The sequence below is a fragment of the Vibrio sp. SCSIO 43137 genome (assembly GCF_028201475.1).
Lineage (GTDB): Bacteria > Pseudomonadota > Gammaproteobacteria > Enterobacterales > Vibrionaceae > Vibrio.
In genome coordinates this window covers 907,720-923,020 of sequence record NZ_CP116384.1, presented here as the reverse complement: position 1 = coordinate 923,020, position 15,301 = coordinate 907,720, and the positions used below count along the sequence as shown (strand labels likewise).

12 protein-coding genes, 1 tRNA gene and 2 pseudogenes are annotated in these 15,301 nt (G+C 37.7%); 10 read left to right on the top strand and 5 right to left on the bottom strand.

What is annotated here, in order from left to right:
* Positions 1 to 51: 51 nt before the first annotated feature.
* Positions 52 to 747, bottom strand: a complete 696-nt coding sequence (locus PK654_RS20065; RefSeq protein ID WP_271699122.1) for a substrate-binding periplasmic protein — start codon at positions 745 to 747, stop codon at positions 52 to 54.
* A gap of 155 nt (positions 748 to 902) precedes the next feature.
* Here PK654_RS20065 and PK654_RS20060 point away from each other — a divergent pair, with 155 nt between their 5' ends.
* On the top strand, positions 903 to 2,531 hold the full coding sequence (locus PK654_RS20060; RefSeq protein ID WP_271699120.1) for a methyl-accepting chemotaxis protein: 1,629 nt from the start codon (positions 903 to 905) through the stop codon (positions 2,529 to 2,531).
* A 149-nt stretch (positions 2,532 to 2,680) separates the two neighbouring features.
* The gene (locus PK654_RS20055) at positions 2,681 to 3,157 is read left to right on the top strand and encodes a hypothetical protein (protein WP_443088756.1); all 477 of its coding nucleotides are present in this window, start codon (positions 2,681 to 2,683) and stop codon (positions 3,155 to 3,157) included.
* A 443-nt stretch (positions 3,158 to 3,600) separates the two neighbouring features.
* Here the strand turns inward: PK654_RS20055 and PK654_RS20050 are convergent, their stop codons facing one another.
* Positions 3,601 to 4,395 carry a substrate-binding periplasmic protein gene (locus PK654_RS20050; protein WP_271699117.1) on the bottom strand — a complete coding sequence of 265 codons (795 nt, stop codon included), beginning with the start codon at positions 4,393 to 4,395 and terminating at the stop codon, positions 3,601 to 3,603.
* Between the two features lie 1,183 nt (positions 4,396 to 5,578).
* Between PK654_RS20050 and PK654_RS20045 the strand changes: the two genes are divergently transcribed.
* The 3 genes and pseudogenes from PK654_RS20045 to PK654_RS23080 form a co-directional block, all read left to right on the top strand.
* Positions 5,579 to 6,160, top strand: a complete 582-nt coding sequence (locus PK654_RS20045; RefSeq protein ID WP_271699116.1) for a type II secretion system protein — start codon at positions 5,579 to 5,581, stop codon at positions 6,158 to 6,160.
* 192 nt (positions 6,161 to 6,352) lie between these two features.
* Positions 6,353 to 6,882, top strand: a pseudogene (locus tag PK654_RS20040) (transposase); the annotation flags it as partial.
* 29 nt (positions 6,883 to 6,911) lie between these two features.
* Positions 6,912 to 6,956: pseudogene (locus PK654_RS23080) on the top strand (hypothetical protein); the annotation flags it as partial.
* Positions 6,957 to 7,175: 219 nt separating this feature from the next.
* Here the strand turns inward: PK654_RS23080 and PK654_RS20035 are convergent.
* Positions 7,176 to 7,250: transfer RNA gene (locus PK654_RS20035), tRNA-Gly, on the bottom strand.
* Between the two features lie 249 nt (positions 7,251 to 7,499).
* Between PK654_RS20035 and PK654_RS20030 the strand changes: the two genes are divergently transcribed.
* Positions 7,500 to 7,928 carry a PACE efflux transporter gene (locus PK654_RS20030; RefSeq protein ID WP_271699114.1) on the top strand — a complete coding sequence of 143 codons (429 nt, stop codon included), beginning with the start codon at positions 7,500 to 7,502 and terminating at the stop codon, positions 7,926 to 7,928.
* Positions 7,929 to 7,977: 49 nt separating this feature from the next.
* Here the strand turns inward: PK654_RS20030 and PK654_RS20025 are convergent, their stop codons facing one another.
* Positions 7,978 to 8,982, bottom strand: coding sequence for a porin (locus tag PK654_RS20025; protein WP_271699113.1), 1,005 nt, complete (start codon positions 8,980 to 8,982; stop codon positions 7,978 to 7,980).
* 666 nt (positions 8,983 to 9,648) lie between these two features.
* On the opposite strand from PK654_RS20025, the gene PK654_RS20020 reads away from it, so the two are divergent.
* From PK654_RS20020 to PK654_RS20010, 3 genes are all read left to right on the top strand, one after another.
* Positions 9,649 to 10,467, top strand: coding sequence for a winged helix-turn-helix domain-containing protein (locus PK654_RS20020; RefSeq protein WP_271699112.1), 819 nt, complete (start codon positions 9,649 to 9,651; stop codon positions 10,465 to 10,467).
* Positions 10,457 to 10,981: a regulatory protein ToxS gene (locus PK654_RS20015; protein ID WP_271699111.1), complete on the top strand. Its 525-nt coding sequence runs from the start codon at positions 10,457 to 10,459 to the stop codon at positions 10,979 to 10,981. Before PK654_RS20020 ends, PK654_RS20015 begins: the two co-directional genes overlap by 11 nt.
* 316 nt (positions 10,982 to 11,297) lie before the next feature.
* On the top strand, positions 11,298 to 12,230 hold the full coding sequence (locus PK654_RS20010) for a histidine ammonia-lyase (RefSeq protein ID WP_271699110.1): 933 nt from the start codon (positions 11,298 to 11,300) through the stop codon (positions 12,228 to 12,230).
* Positions 12,231 to 12,299: 69 nt separating this feature from the next.
* Here the strand turns inward: PK654_RS20010 and PK654_RS20005 are convergent, their stop codons facing one another.
* The gene (locus PK654_RS20005) at positions 12,300 to 14,387 is read right to left on the bottom strand and encodes a cache domain-containing protein (protein WP_271699109.1); all 2,088 of its coding nucleotides are present in this window, start codon (positions 14,385 to 14,387) and stop codon (positions 12,300 to 12,302) included.
* A gap of 419 nt (positions 14,388 to 14,806) precedes the next feature.
* Between PK654_RS20005 and PK654_RS20000 the strand changes: the two genes are divergently transcribed.
* Positions 14,807 to 15,295, top strand: a complete 489-nt coding sequence (locus tag PK654_RS20000; protein ID WP_271699107.1) for a DUF3015 family protein — start codon at positions 14,807 to 14,809, stop codon at positions 15,293 to 15,295.
* Positions 15,296 to 15,301 lie beyond the last annotated feature (6 nt).

The following is a 15,301-nucleotide window of genomic DNA, read 5'->3' as shown; positions in this document are numbered from 1 at the left end:
AATGTTTTGGTTGGCTGTATGGTATTAAATTGTCATACTTTCCAGATGATATTACTTTTTTAGCTCTTTGTTATATCTCTTTATAATTGATTTGCTGTTTTCCTTTAACCTTAATATTGCACAGTGTAACGAATATGTATCAAAATCTAGTTGTGATAATTTTAAATTATCTTTGATGGCTAGAATAGAAGGTGAACTTGCCATCAAGTAGTTAAAACGTTCGATATTAATTAGCATTAAATCTATTCTTTTTGCATGCAGTTGTAAAATGCCTCTCTCTTCATCTGTAATGTCATTGATTATGATATCTAGTTTGTAGTCTTTTAAGTCTTCTAGCGGCGCAGTTCCTCTTAATCCACCTATAACTTTGCCTCTTAAATCTTGTAATGACTGGTAGTTATTGTGTTTACTAGAACGAAAATAGAAAACCTCTCTTGTCTTTAGAATTGTGTCAGAAAAAACGAAATCAGAGACTCTTGATTCGGTATAGTATACGCCAAGTAATCCATCATATTTGCCCATTCGAGTTAGTTCTAAAGCTCTTTTCCATGGTAAAAAGACGACAGTAATATCATAACCAGCTCTTCTAAAGGCTTCTTTGCTAACAGCATATACATACCCTTTTTGATGGAGGTTATGCCCATAAAAAGGAGGCCATTCGACGGTTGCCAGAGTTAAGGATTCAGCACATAATGCAGAAGGAGCCATTAGCATAAAAAGCATAGATTTTAATATCATACACCGCATGCAATTATTCCGCTTAAAGAATCGACATTAAAATTTTAGTATAGACTTATTTATTGCACAATTGTTGTGGTTATGAGTAGTGACACAAAGCTCATGAATAAATGGCATTCTATAATATCAGGTGGTGATATAGATAATTTTGAGGGGAAGATGTTATGTTTTTTAAAGATTTGAGTGTTGTTAAGAAGATTGGTTTTAGTTACTTACTCGTATTTACTGTATTTGCAGTAATCTCTTTGATGTTGGTGTTGGGCTTAACTTCTTTAAATAACAGTATCGCGACGTTAACCAATAAAAGCTTGCCTTCAGTAGCGATACTTAAAGGTATTCAGGTTGATATCACGAAAGTTAGAAAGGATGAGTTCTCTTTACTTCCCAATGCTGATAACCCCAAAATTGCTGATTGGTTAAAAGATTTGGATCAATGGAGGGCGGATGTTCAGAGTGGCATCATAGCTTATGAAGCGTTAGATCTAAGCCAAGAGGAGCAACAAGAGTTTCGTGTTTTTAAAGATGTTTGGAATCAATACATCAATGAAACTCGGTCTTATAATCAGTTACTTGTAAATGGCGACTCAGGCCGAGCGAATCAGGTTGTTCTATCAAGTTTTCCCACATATTCAAAAGCGTTAACCAGTTTAGATAGGACATTAGAGCATAATGATGAGTTGGTGAATCACATTGGAAATGATGTTCGAAGCGAGGCATCGAAAACGCAATACAGCGCTGGTTTTGGCTCTTTAGTTGTAATTATTGTTATCTTGGTTTCGTCAATAGTGCTATCGAGAGCAATTTGTCAGCCTATAAACAGAGCTCTTAATTTTGCATCGATGATAGCCAAAGGGCACTTGAATAACACAATTGAAGAAAGTGAACTGACTAAAGATGAGTTAGGAACGTTACTTAGTGAGCTAGTTGATATGCAGGGTAAATTGCATTCTTTGGTCTCCGAAATTAATGACTCTACCATTCAACTTACCGCTGCCGTTGAAGAGGTTAGTGCGATTTCATCTCAAACTGCATCGGGGATGCAGAGTCAGCAACAAGAGCTTACTTCTGTGGCCTCAGCAATGACCGAAATGCAAGCTGCTGTTAGTGAAGTGGCTCAAAATACAGAAGTAGGGGCGACGTCCGCCTATTCAGCAACAGAAGTGGCTAAACAAGGAACTGAAACACTTCAACAAACCGTTACTGTCATTGATCAGGTGTCGTTGACCATCAAAAATTCAGATGAGTTAGCTCAAGAGCTTGAAGCGAGTTCTGAAAATATTAATGTTGTTGTCGATGTCATACAAGGGATCGCAGAACAAACTAATCTTCTAGCGTTAAATGCTGCCATTGAAGCTGCACGTGCTGGAGATCAAGGGCGTGGATTTGCTGTGGTTGCTGATGAAGTGAGGTCACTGGCTCAAAGGACTCAGGAGTCAACATCTCAAATTGTAGAGATTGTGGATTTACTTCAGAGTAATACTAAAAAAATGAGTGAATCGAGTCGCAATTGTCAAGAAGGGATTTCGCAGTGTATTGAACAGGTGAGTGCTGCAGGTAATCAAATCAATGAAATAGAACACTCAGTAGATAACATTGCACAAATGAGTGCTCAGATAGCAACGGCCTGTAGTGAACAAAACTCAGTATCGGAAGAGCTGAATCGAAGTGTTGAACATATCAACTCTGCATCGACTGAAATGGCTGAAGGGACTTCACAGACCGCTGTAGCTTGTAATCAAATAAGTAACTTAGCACATAATTTGAAAATGAGGATGGAAATGTTCAAATTATGACCAGAATAGAAGGGGCTACTTGAAACAATTCAATGTGTAATTTTCATAGAGATCCTTTTATTTATAATCCTACACCTCCGCCTAAGTCTACTGTCTTTTATACAGAAATCCCTCGCATAATGTGAGGGATTTTTTCAATTTATTCTTAGTTGCGGTTGTATGGTGGAGAAAAAATCAGTCAAGTGTTGCATCATGCAGTGCTTGATCCATCCGCTGACTATAAACTTAAAATTAATATAGCTGCGGTAAAAAGTATGTATGCACCGTTAAGTATTCGTCTTCTGGCTGGACCAAGTAACACGGTGGTTGGAGCAGTTAATTTTACTGCTGAGCAATACAATCAGGCAGTAAGAGGTAAGTGGAGAGAGCTTGAAATGCATATCGACGGCTCAAATTTCAAAGGAAAGCTGGGGCAATACCAAAAACTGAAAATTGAAATAGAACAAGGAAAAGATATCTACGGATCTCCTAAGGAGTACGTAACAACAGCGTTCGATAATGTACGACTATCGAAACTGACCGGAGCAATGGCGACCTTTGGTAAAGATGCGACATCAGCCGATGGCAGCAGTACTAAAGGAACAACCTATACCTTTAAGAGACTGATAGCACCACCTCAGGTGTAGTAAATGTAAAACGGCTCTTCTGTTACGGAAGAGCCGGATTCTGAAACTTGCCCCTATGTCCGGTCTGCACACCTCTCACGATGACTCTGCCAGTGACTGGGAGTGAGCACTTGATAGTGAGAGACCCTTGGCATAAATCACGCGACGCAGACATCACTTTCTTTGCGACCGATAACCGCCTCTTATAACCACTCCGTATGGGCAATTGACAAAGCTGGTCAGCCGTTAAAGATAAATAAAATGGTGGTGTTCAGAGATAGCATTTCTGATTCCGGAAACATGTTCAAGGGTTTGTAGTTGCTATTCCCTAATAGTAACTCATGGTTCTTAGGCCGCTTTACTAATAAAAAATTAAATTAAAATCATGTTAGGATCGAAGGTCATTTTCGATAACGATAAACTACTTATGTTATCCTGATTTTGTTTTTGTGTTTTTAGTTATGTTATTTTACATGGAGTGCAATTATTTTTTCAAGTCTTCCATCTTTTTTCATCTTATCTAGTTCATTTTGTAGTTTGGAAATAACTTCATCTGAAGTGTTAATGTTAAATGCGATATAATATTTAATATCATTAGATAGCAAAAAGGAAGGGGTAATTAAATTATTGGGGATGTTGTGGAAATGGTTTTTGGTATACCATTTAAAAGTTAGTTCATTCATCGCTATTAACTTTACTCTTTTCGAAATTAACATTTTAATCTGCTGAATTTCCTGAGTAACCAACTCTAAATTATTACCTTCCTCGAAACCTGCGTTCTGTAACTGAATGTCACTAGCTGAACTTCTCATTGCAGAGGTAATGAATCTTTTTGCATCAGATAGTTTTTTTATTATTACTTCTTTGTCTGCGTTATGTTTATATAACCATATTTTTCTATCTAATATTGGGCCGACCCATTTAAATAAATGTTCTCTATCAGAAGTTCTGGCCATAGAGGTTATTAACGTGTTGCGGTTTTTACTTACAACATAAAATGCCCTTGACCATGGGTATAGTTCGATATTTCCATAGGAGGCATCAATACTTTTTAGAAGGTTATGTGCTATATCAATTCCAATTCCATTCACTTTGCCATTATTCATATAAGAAATTGGTGGAAAATCTTCTGATATTATTCTGAGATCATGTGACGCCACAGGTATACTGATAAACCAAAGAAAAAATAAAATAAGGGAGGTGGAAAATGTTTTTAGCATATGATGTAAGTTTATTAAATAAAGAGTATGTTTTATCATTGGGTTTGCTATATTATAGTATAAAACAGGATTTTATCCATAGTATGATCTTTACTCGCTTGATAGTGCTGATTGTTTTTTGGCTATTTATTCTGAATTCTTGATTTTAATCATCATGATTGATTAGCTTAGGTGAAAAATCTGCCCCACATTACTAATGATAATTATACTATGACTTAGATATTCATTAGTGTTTAAACCAAGAGTCGAATGCGTTAAATAAACGATGTTTATTGCATGCCTTTGCTATAAAGTAATCAAGTAAAATAATGAGATTTTCGGTATTGCTTTGTACAATGATATTAGTTTTTACCCTACTGAGTCGTAGAAGCGTTAACGTGGAGCTGATAATTTGAAAGGTCATGATAAATAATGCCTGAGATTATTTTCATTATATTGGATGGATATCGTACATGGAATTATTGAAAATAAGCTTCCTCTAATGATTAAACTATTAATCAGTTTATAGATGTAAAAAATGACAAAGGAGTTCTCATCTCATTTTTACTTAACATGATGATTTACGGATCAGAGTGCACAGTTGAAAAGCAACGATGATTTTTACTGTTTATAAGGATGATTCATGTTTCTGATGCCTAAATTTTACCTTGATTGATTTTCGTTAAATAATTTGTGTTATGATGAATTTAATTTAACAATAAACAATAAACAATAAACAATAAACAATAAACAATAAACAATAAACAATAAATGAGAAATGTTACGAGTAAAAGAGTAATGTTAACCTTATTTTTTATTTTGATAAGTACAAATGTTTTGGCCAATAGTTCAAAAATCTCAGGTGAAACTTTTCGCTGTATCCACGATATTACACCATTGAAATACTCTTTCTTAGACAATTTATAAGGCGATATTGAGGATATGCGCAGCGTCACGTTGTCGGAGCACGGATGGGAATAACCTGAAGTCTGGCAGATTCAGGTGTCTTCGACGATAATAGCAGAGAGAGCGGCAGTTGATGTAAGGATTTTGAAGTTCATTTTGGGGATTTTTCAATGTAGAATGGTTTTATGATAATGGTTTAAATAATCTTAGTAAGATTAGTTGGTATTGATAAATTTTTAAACTGTCATTTTACATCATATTTTAATACATATTAACAGTATCAATAGGTTAGTATGTGTTTGCATAATGAAATAATGTTGAACTGAAAGGTCAGACAATGCAAAAAATAAAAGGTTTTACTTTAGTCGAGCTGATTTTTGTTATTATGGTAATAAGTATTATGTCAGTAATGGCTGCGCCGCGTTTTCTTAATATACAGAAAGATGCTAGAAACGAATCATTGAGTTCTGTACAGAGTCAAATTGAATCTCAAGTGGCTATGACCTATTCAAAACTTGTTGTTGCTGGTTTAGAAGGGCGGAACCCAGATAGAACTGACCCGGTTACAGGAAGTGGTTATTATGGTGATGAGCCTGACTACAATCCGTTCAAAGATATATGTGGAAAGGAATGTTATTTTATCTTCGGTACTCCTTCTGCTTCTGCGACAACATTATCTTCGCTAATGGAGGGTATAGGTGTAGGGGAAGATATTGTCTTCGCCGGCTATCATCAGAATGATTGGAAAGGAGAAGGAGTTACAGGAACTGATATAGTGGGAACTTTTTCATTCAAAGAAAACGTGATACTTGCAGCGAAACCAAGTCAAAACAAATTAAAATCCGAGCAATGTTATATTTGGTACTCAGGTGCTAGAGAAGATAGAAGCTACAAAATCGGCATTGTTTCATGCGATTAAAGAGAAAATCGTTGTTTTGATTTGACATACCAATGTAAAAAATATTGTGCTCGTCTTTATTGCATTTGCATGGTAAATAGTAGACTTTTGGTTATGTGTATATGGTCTAATTTTGGGGGCTGTAAGAGACTGATCCGCACCAGCAGTTTTGGACACCGAGTTAAGTGAGTACAATCACTAACGAGGTGAACCATGACAAGCAAGAAAAAACGTATTATCCATTCTCCTGAATTTAAAGCAGAAGCCCTGAAGCTAGCAGAGAAAGTGGGAGTCGCTGCAGCAGCGAGGCAGCTCTCTTTACACGAATCCCAGATCTACAGTTGGCGTAAGGCCGCGAAGAAAGACACCAGTACCAGTCAGCGGGAAAAAGATCTAGCCGCTGAAGTCGCCAAGCTTAAAAGGCAATTGGCTGAGCAAACTGAAGAGCTAGATATAGTAAAAAAGGCCGCCACCTACTTCGCGAAAAATCTAAAGTAGATTGCTACGAATTTATGCTCGAACACTTGCTGTGCTTCAATGTTGCCCGTATGGCTAAGGTGTTCGGGGTATCTCGAAGTGGATTTTATTACTGGATTAAGCACCGCCATAAGGCTATCCAGCGCGAGGCAAATCGCCAAGAGTTTGATACCAAGGTCAAGGAGGCGTTTGACAGCAGCAAAGGCCGAGATGGTGCGAGGCGCATTCAAAAAGAACTGGCTGAGAACGGTGATAGTCATAACGTTATAATCGGACGAGAAGGCACAGTGCTCTTGGGTATCTAAGCCCAGTTAACTTTGAACAACAAAATGTCGCTTAATGAAGTGTCCAGTCTGGCTGGAGCAGATCATAATACTCAATAATTTGAATTTAGAACATTAACAAAATCAAATATGGACACCGTTATAGCCACCATTTGGCCACCGTGTCCACTTGAGTTTCTCTAGGCGGACTGTTTTTAAAGTAGCAGATACACAAAACACGCAATAAAGCGCTTTATTCTCAAATGGTTGGGATTTTCAAATCAGGTAAGGAGACTTGGAGCGTGCAGCGGGAATCGAACCCGCATCATCAGCTTGGAAGGCTGAGGTAATAGCCATTATACGATGCACGCACATCGGTTAACGGGGTTTATAATGCCACATCAAATATGAAATGGAACCCCTAATCCAAATAAATCTGATAAAACTCAGTTGTTTGCCTGTATTTTAATCATGTCGTTTAATTTATCGGCATGCCCTGTGGCGGCTTGTTATGAATGTATCTGCTCCTAGCCATATTTTTGAAATGTGCGTTGGATTTTTCGTCCTCCATAATCACTATGTTAGAATTTTCTTCTAATCGATTCGTAGCGCTGATTATTATGAGAACAAAAGGTGACAGAGTTCGCCATGCGGTTGGCTTTGAGATTATAGGATTATTACTGGTTGTAATTATAGGTAGCTCTTTACTTGGCATAGAAGCACAAAAGCTTGGTGTGCTTGGCGTTAGCATGAGCTTATTGGCAACTGGCTGGAACTATGTATTCAATTTTCTGTTTGATCACTGGTTGTTGAGACGAACCGGGCGGCTCAATAAGAGTTTTCCGGAAAGAGTTATTCATGCCTGCTTGTTTGAAGGTTCCTTGGTTGTACTGTCTGTTCCCATTATTGCCTGGTATTTGGAGATGACTCTTATGAATGCTTTTATGATGGATTTAGGCTTAACGTTATTTTATCTGTTATATACATTCATATATAACTGGCTATACGACAAGTTGTTTCCGATACCAGTAACCAAAGAGCAGACATAAAAAGCCCGCTGGATTACAGCGGGCATGTGTATGGGGATACTATTTGCAATTAGAAGTCGTAACGAAGACCCAGAGCTAGTTCATCTTCAGCTTTGGCTTTAGTTACGGTTGTTGTACCGTACTTGTCACCTTCATCCATCATGTTGAACTCATAAGAGATGTAAGTGCGGAAGTTATCTTTGAAGAAATAAGTCATATCGATAGCAGTTGCTTCGGCAGATGTGTCATCTTCCAGCTCTTGCTTGCCGTATGAAGTAGAGAATACAAATTTATCCATTGTGTATTTGGCAGCAACTTCATAAGCAGTTTTGTCGTCATCGGCGACTTCACCATCTTCATAGAAAGCACCAAGGTACAAGCCACCAATAGTGTAAGAGATAGCAATCATATACTGATCTTCTTCTGCAGCACTGGTATCAGCGTCTTGCTTGGCAGCACCGGCACCAATTGACAGCCCCAGATCTGAGAAGTTATAGATAGCAGACACAGAGTAACCACTCTTATCGTTATCGTCGTACTCACCACCTGTTTCAGTACGGTCAGCGAAACGGTAGCTTGCTTTCAGGGAAAGGTCATTGAATGCCCCTTTATAGCTAACTATGTTGTCAGTACGGTCTGCGATATCTGACTTATAAGACGCTTTTGCACCGTGGTAAGCCATGATATCGGTAAAGTCAGTTACCACACCAAGAGCCGCGTCGTTTTTACCATAAGTGATTTCACCGAATGCGCCGCCAATACCTGCGTATGCTTTACGGGTATCAAACTCGTCATCTTCCTTAGTTGCTGACTCGTCGTTTGCCTGATACTCAAGCTCGTAGAAACCGATGCCATACAGGCCATCCTGGATATCGACCTTGCCAAGCATGTTTAGACGAATACGGGTTTTATCTTCAGTTTTACCATCCTGAACAGAAAGGCGAGCTTCAGCACGGCCACCCACTTTAAGGCTTGTACCACTGTCTGAGTAAACTGTATTGCCAGTTTCTTGTGCAAAAGTAAGTGGTGTTGCGAAAACAGCTGCTACTGCTAGAGCGATGATTTTTTTGTCCATCTTATTAAATCCCAAATATGTTTATATGATTTTTATTGAGAACGAAAACAGGATGACTTCTAAGTTTTAAAACCAAGCCACTAAGGCAGGGATAAGGTGGTTGGTTGAAAGTGAAGTCAATTGTCTCTCCGTCCACCACTAAGATTTAACGCCGGACTGCCAATATGGACTAGTAAAACAAAATAAAACCTCATTTATTATGTTTTTATCGTTTTTATAATTATTTAACTTATTGAATATTAAGGTAATAAAATGATTCACTCCGTTATGAAATTATGTGCAAAACTTAAGTAAAAAAACTGGATTTATATATCATTGATATAAAACAGTGACATAAATCTGATTATTGAAAGATAACAAAGAAAGATCTGAACTTTTTTCGCCATTAATTAGAAATTAAACCGTATAAGAGTGGTGAATAATTAAGCTAAATGCTTGTAATTAAAAAGAAATGGAGAATAATGGTTCTGATGGAAACACCGCTCCTTGCTTTAACTTAAGTTTCTCCATAAAAGAAAGATAAGTTTGTTCAGAAATTATTATACATCTGGGCAATAACAGTTGACGAAGCGGTTTTCTCTCATATACTACACGTCTGTACAGTAAACCAATGCGCTTACTATCATCAGTACTTGATGGTTTAAGGGCTCACTAAAAGGCGCTTCTATGTCTGAAGAATCTACTTATCTGCTGGATGACCGCTACTTCTTTGACCCCAATAAAAGGTCTATCAATGACAAAACGGGTGAAGAGCAAACCATATGGCTGGGAAGTAATGAAAGTAATATCTTACTTGCATTCTCAAAACGCCCGGGTGAACTTATCAGCCGGGAGTTGTTGCATGACTTAGTCTGGACTGAGAAAGGCTTTCATGTTGATGATTCAAGTGTTATTCAGGCTATCTCGACATTGAGAAAGATGCTTAATGATTCTGTTAAATCGCCTTCTTTTATTAAAACTATTCCGAAACATGGCTATCAGTTTATCGCCAGTGTTGTTGAAGTTAATGATAAACAGACATCTGAGAAACCCGCTTCTGCTGACGTCAGTAAAGTAGACTCCGAATCTGATGCGGCAACATCTAACGGGCTCTCATCGGAACAAGTTTCGAAGAAAGGCTCAGCAACATTTATCTTGGCCGCCATATTTACTGCCTTACTCACCTTTTCTCTGATTTTTGAATCTGAACGCTCTCCGTTCGTGGTTCTTGATAAAGTAGAGGGGGGTCCGGTAAAGACAATTAAAGAACATGTTCTGTTTGCTCAGGATCGCAGCACTGTACTGAACTGCGTAAAGAGTTTTATGGGGAGCATAGACAATAAAGAAAGCCTGAGAGAAGTGATTATAAATATGGACTCTAGGGGTAGCGTACTGTTCCATATTTCTGATGAAGACAATGCCTATAGTTCGACCATAGATATTATCGCCGAAAAAGGGGAGTTAGCTGAGGAGTGTCAGCGGGTGTGGGGGAGTTATGAGAAATAAGTATATTTTACTTGGAGTGATACTGCTTCTGGCTATGGGCTTTAATCGATATCAGCACTCTGACTATAGAACTGAGAAAATTTTGACATCAAATAAGTGGCACTCACTGACAGAGGTCTATATATCGCCGCAAACAGTGCAACAGAATAACTTTAAGTTGGGTCCGGTATCTAAGATGGACTTAAATAGCAACATTAAGTATCTGACGAATAAGACCTATATCCGGGAGTCCTATATAAAGCTTTACAACAATAAAGATGAAGAACTGGCAGAGATTAACATTGCCGATTTAGGTAAATGGTCAAGTAAAGATGGTTACATATTTGCTGAGCCGCAAGAGTATATTGATATAAGTTCTGAAGAACAGAAGGGCTTAAGCAAAGAAGAGATAGAAGTATTCAAAAAGCTGTTTGAGATGGAAACGCGCCAGATCCGACATCTGGATAAGGTCAACCGAAACACCATTTTACTTACCGGCATTGATAATAGTTCAAGAGTGCTTTTTGCAAATTAGTGAGATTGTTAATCTTATCTCATTAAAACAATAGAAGAAAAATCCCGGAACTTAACTTAGCTCATCATCTAGGTTAGGAGGCAGGTTAAAGCTCCCGCGCTTTAACCTGTTATATTTTCTGACGCCTTAACGCATTGTGATTCTTACTTGGTTCTACGCATGTAAGGGATTGTAAGGATAACACCCTCGAGTATTGTTAATTAGTATGATGTCAATAAGTAATATAGCAAAGGATAAATTGTTATATAAGTTATGTGCGTGTCGGCTAATAGAAAGGAATATGAAGACGATACAATGATATCAGGTGTTCTAACCTATGAAGAGCAATCATGCTGCTAAGTACGGATTGACCATTTTAGCCGCCTCCATTCTACTAGGTTGTAATGAAGGAAATTCTACAACTAAGGTGAATGTATATACATCTGTAGATAATTGCTCAAGTGCTGCAGATGTGCCTCACTGCCATTTTGAAAACGGTGTCTATGTATTAAAAATTGATTCAAGTGTTTCTGACGCTCAAGTGGAAAGAGTAAAGGTTCAGATTAATGATTTCCTGAGTAATGCCAGCAATGATGTACGTAATCTGTACAATCAAAAGAGGATAATAATAGGGCTGCTGGAAGATGAGCCCGATCCTTCAAGTGGTAGTGCTGCAGATGCTTTTGTGCTCAAGCTGGCAGATAGTATGAATGAGAAAAGTGGTACTCCTAAGGTTCTGGACGCGATCGAATTGGTGTATACAAATCTTAGTGGAAAAGATGAAACAACGGGTTTAACTTCATACCAAAAAATGATTCAACTTTTTGATTACTATATAGATAACAACAATAACAGCGCTGCAGGAGCAGAATTGCAGACTAGCTATGCGGCATTTAAAACTTTGCTAGTCGTTCAGGCTTCTGGCGGCTACCCTGAATATCTGGTTCATGACTCCTGTAATTATGGTAATGGTCAACTTGTTCCTAATACTTGTTCGATTGACGTGGATGAAGATCCGGATGGCAGTGGCAAGCGGGATCCCATCCATACACTAAGTGTCGATCTTAATCCTGGCGCTATGTTGGGGCTAACCTATGAATATATGAAAGATCCGTCCAAGGCTGAAATTGGGGAAGTGAAAGGCTCCAATAATACGCCGTTTAGTAATACTGGTACGATTGGGCAAGGAAACCCTGATGCATTAAACTGGTCCAATCCTGCCTTTAAACCTTTAGCGAACTATATTTCTAAATGGTTGTTATCTAAATAAAATGATTGTTCCGAGAAGTCTTAGTGCTTTTCGGGACAAATAAATCCAAATTTGGAAGCATTAAGCTGTTTACCTGCTTTCAGTCTTAGGTATTGTAATTTCGATGATGAAGCCTCCATCATCCGAAGAAACAAAATTAATTTTTCCATTCAGCTTATTTTTGACTATATATCTTGCTGTATTTAGTTCAAAATTAAACTGTGTGCTATGTCTGTATTCAGATGATTTAAACATGTTTTTGTTGCTATGTTTTTTCGCGGCACAGCAATTATCGAAATATATTAGGTGTAGGTGACTACTATCTTCATTAAATGAAATTTTTATTTCTGAATTGCCTTCTTTTTCAAGATCAGGGTAATGGTCTATGCTATTGAAAACTAAACTATAGAAAATAGCATTAAAGTATTCAGGTCGGCTAGTAATAATGACGTCTTGATCAAAGGATGAATTAATGGTTAACGAATTGCTCTCCAATAGTGGATGTAAAGATTCTATCGTTCTATTTATTAGCTCACTAACGCTAAAATGAATGAGATTAGAAGGTGAGCAACTTCCGGAAATGGACTCAAAACATTTTGCAATATTAATTGTCTTATTCAGTTCATTGTTAAGTGCTTGGTTATAATCTGAAAGCTTATGAATTGACTGTTCGAGTTGCTCATTTGTCAGTGTCATATTTTTATATCCACCAATCAAATACTCTATGGTTTCGTTACTAGAAGAGGTTGATGCGGAAATTTTAGCGAGATTAGCATTTACGATGCCTGTGACTCCGATAGCTAATCGGCCGGCATTATAAAAGTCAGTAGATGCTATGAGCTTGTCCTGAATGTTCTGAATTTCAAGAACTTTTGAGTCCAACTCTTCTCTTTGCTTTTCGAGTTTAGCTAGCAGCTCAATAATTTTATTGTTGAGAATGGTATTTAGGTTGACCTGTTTCGCTTCGGACTGCTGAATTTTACCTATTTGACTGTTTAATTTTTCCGTATTTCTTTCGGCTTGCTTTAAAAAAGAGTTAAAGCTTCGCGCTAAAATAGCCACTTCGTCGTTAGAGTATCCGTCAAGACGAATACGAACTTGGTTGCCTTCTTTCTTCGCCTTAGTAATGCCTGCTATGACATTTTGGATAGGTGCTACGATCGAATAAGAGAAAAACATGACAATAGGAGTTGCAATAAGCAGAGATATAAAAACTAACCCTATATAATAAGATCTCAACTGTGTAAGAGGTGCATAAAATTCCTCAGGATAAGTTGATGACACAACTGTCCAACGGAACTTTTCTATATAACTGAAGACCGCAATTTTGTTTCGATAATCGTTATCTTCCGGGTTCTTCCACAAATAAGAGACAACACCTTCTTGATCGTTAATAATTTTCTTGAAAAAGTCACTGTTCATAGATCGTTCTTTGGCATGATGAAACGCACTTCCTGATAAAAAGGGGTGGTAAATAAAATTAGCGTCGCGATCTAAGATGTAAGTGTAACCTGTTTTGCCAAATTTAATGGATGAGATAACAGCGGAAAAATCTTCAATGTTGACGAGCTCTAAAACATCGTCTTTATATGCAGATGAAGAAATTATCCAGTCCCATGGCTTGAAATAGCTCATATCAAGGGATTTATCTCTGTGCTCCAGTTCGCCCTCATTCCGCCATTCATACTCGATATAACCCGCTTTCTTCGAAACTTGATCCCGGATGTGGCCGAAGTGATTTATGTTGGTACCAATTAGCTGAGGGTTAATGTGTTGTAATACGATACCGTCCGAGTTGATAATGTAGTGATAACCATCTCTGGCTATACTTCTGTATTTAATTAAGTCAAACACCTTATTTTTAGCATCGGACTCTGAAATCTCTCCCGCCAAATATCTTTTGTACTGTTCTTCAGCGTACTGATAAACAAATTCTGTTTTTGAGCGGAGGTAGTTCTTTATCGTAGCTTCTGCCGTAGATGAAATGTTCTTTTTAATTAGTAATGTATGGCTTAATAAATCGGCATTAATTTCTTTGTTGATTAATTTGTAGGCATTTTGGTAACTAGTCCAAGAGAAAAAAAGTAAAAAACAGATAAAAATAAATGTGAAACCGAATACCAATCTCGTTGATATATTTACTTTTCGTAGTGAGTGAAATAAAAAACCATTATTCATTATTATGAGTACCCCTGTCAGCACCAGTATAATAATAAGTTATAAAACTCAAAAATCCAGCGTTTTGCGCTGCAATACTCGGCTTTGTCCCACTTTACTAAAGAGAAACTATTCAATAATAGACTATGTCCGTTACGTGATGGCTTCAGTTTCAATCCCCTTTTGTTGAAAGCAATTAGATAGTCGACACTTTTGGTCTCGAATCCTTCTCTGAGTAATAAGTAAGTGTTCTGGCTACTCTGACTAAATATGGAGGTAAGATCGATTTTCCAAGCCTGATATAAGAACCCCTTACACAGAATAAACATCATTACATACTCTTACAATAGAATCTGGTTGAATTTGTTAGTATGGCTTTTTATATAAAATTTTTATTAAGTTAAATATTAACAATCTTAAGTAGATATACAGGTACTAGAATGTTTAAACTGAAGTACTCTTTATTAGCGCTAGCCTTATTCTCAAAGGTGTCCCTTGCAGATAACCTTTGGATGGATTGCGGTATAGGACACTGGATTGCAGGACCAACATTAAATGGTTTTCCGGCACTTAGTACCAATGTTTCGTTTGACCTTGGTACTACCGCAACAATGTCGAACTTATCAACTCCGGAATCTTGTGCCGGCCCATTTTGGGCTGCGGCAAAGTTCATTCAGCAATCGTACCCACAAATAGAGGAGAACACTGCTCAAGGTGACGGTGAGCATATGTTAGCTATGCTTTCTTACTTTGATTGCAGTGATTCTGCAAATAGGGCGATCAAAGCCGACCTGAGGGGGGAGTTTTCTGCTCTTATCCGTAGAGAAGAATATTTGACCATGGACGGATGGCAAAAGTCGGGGGCGTATTTTGACATGCTTTCCGCCACTCTGGATAACCACAAGCACTCTTGCCAGAGAGTGCAGTAATACATT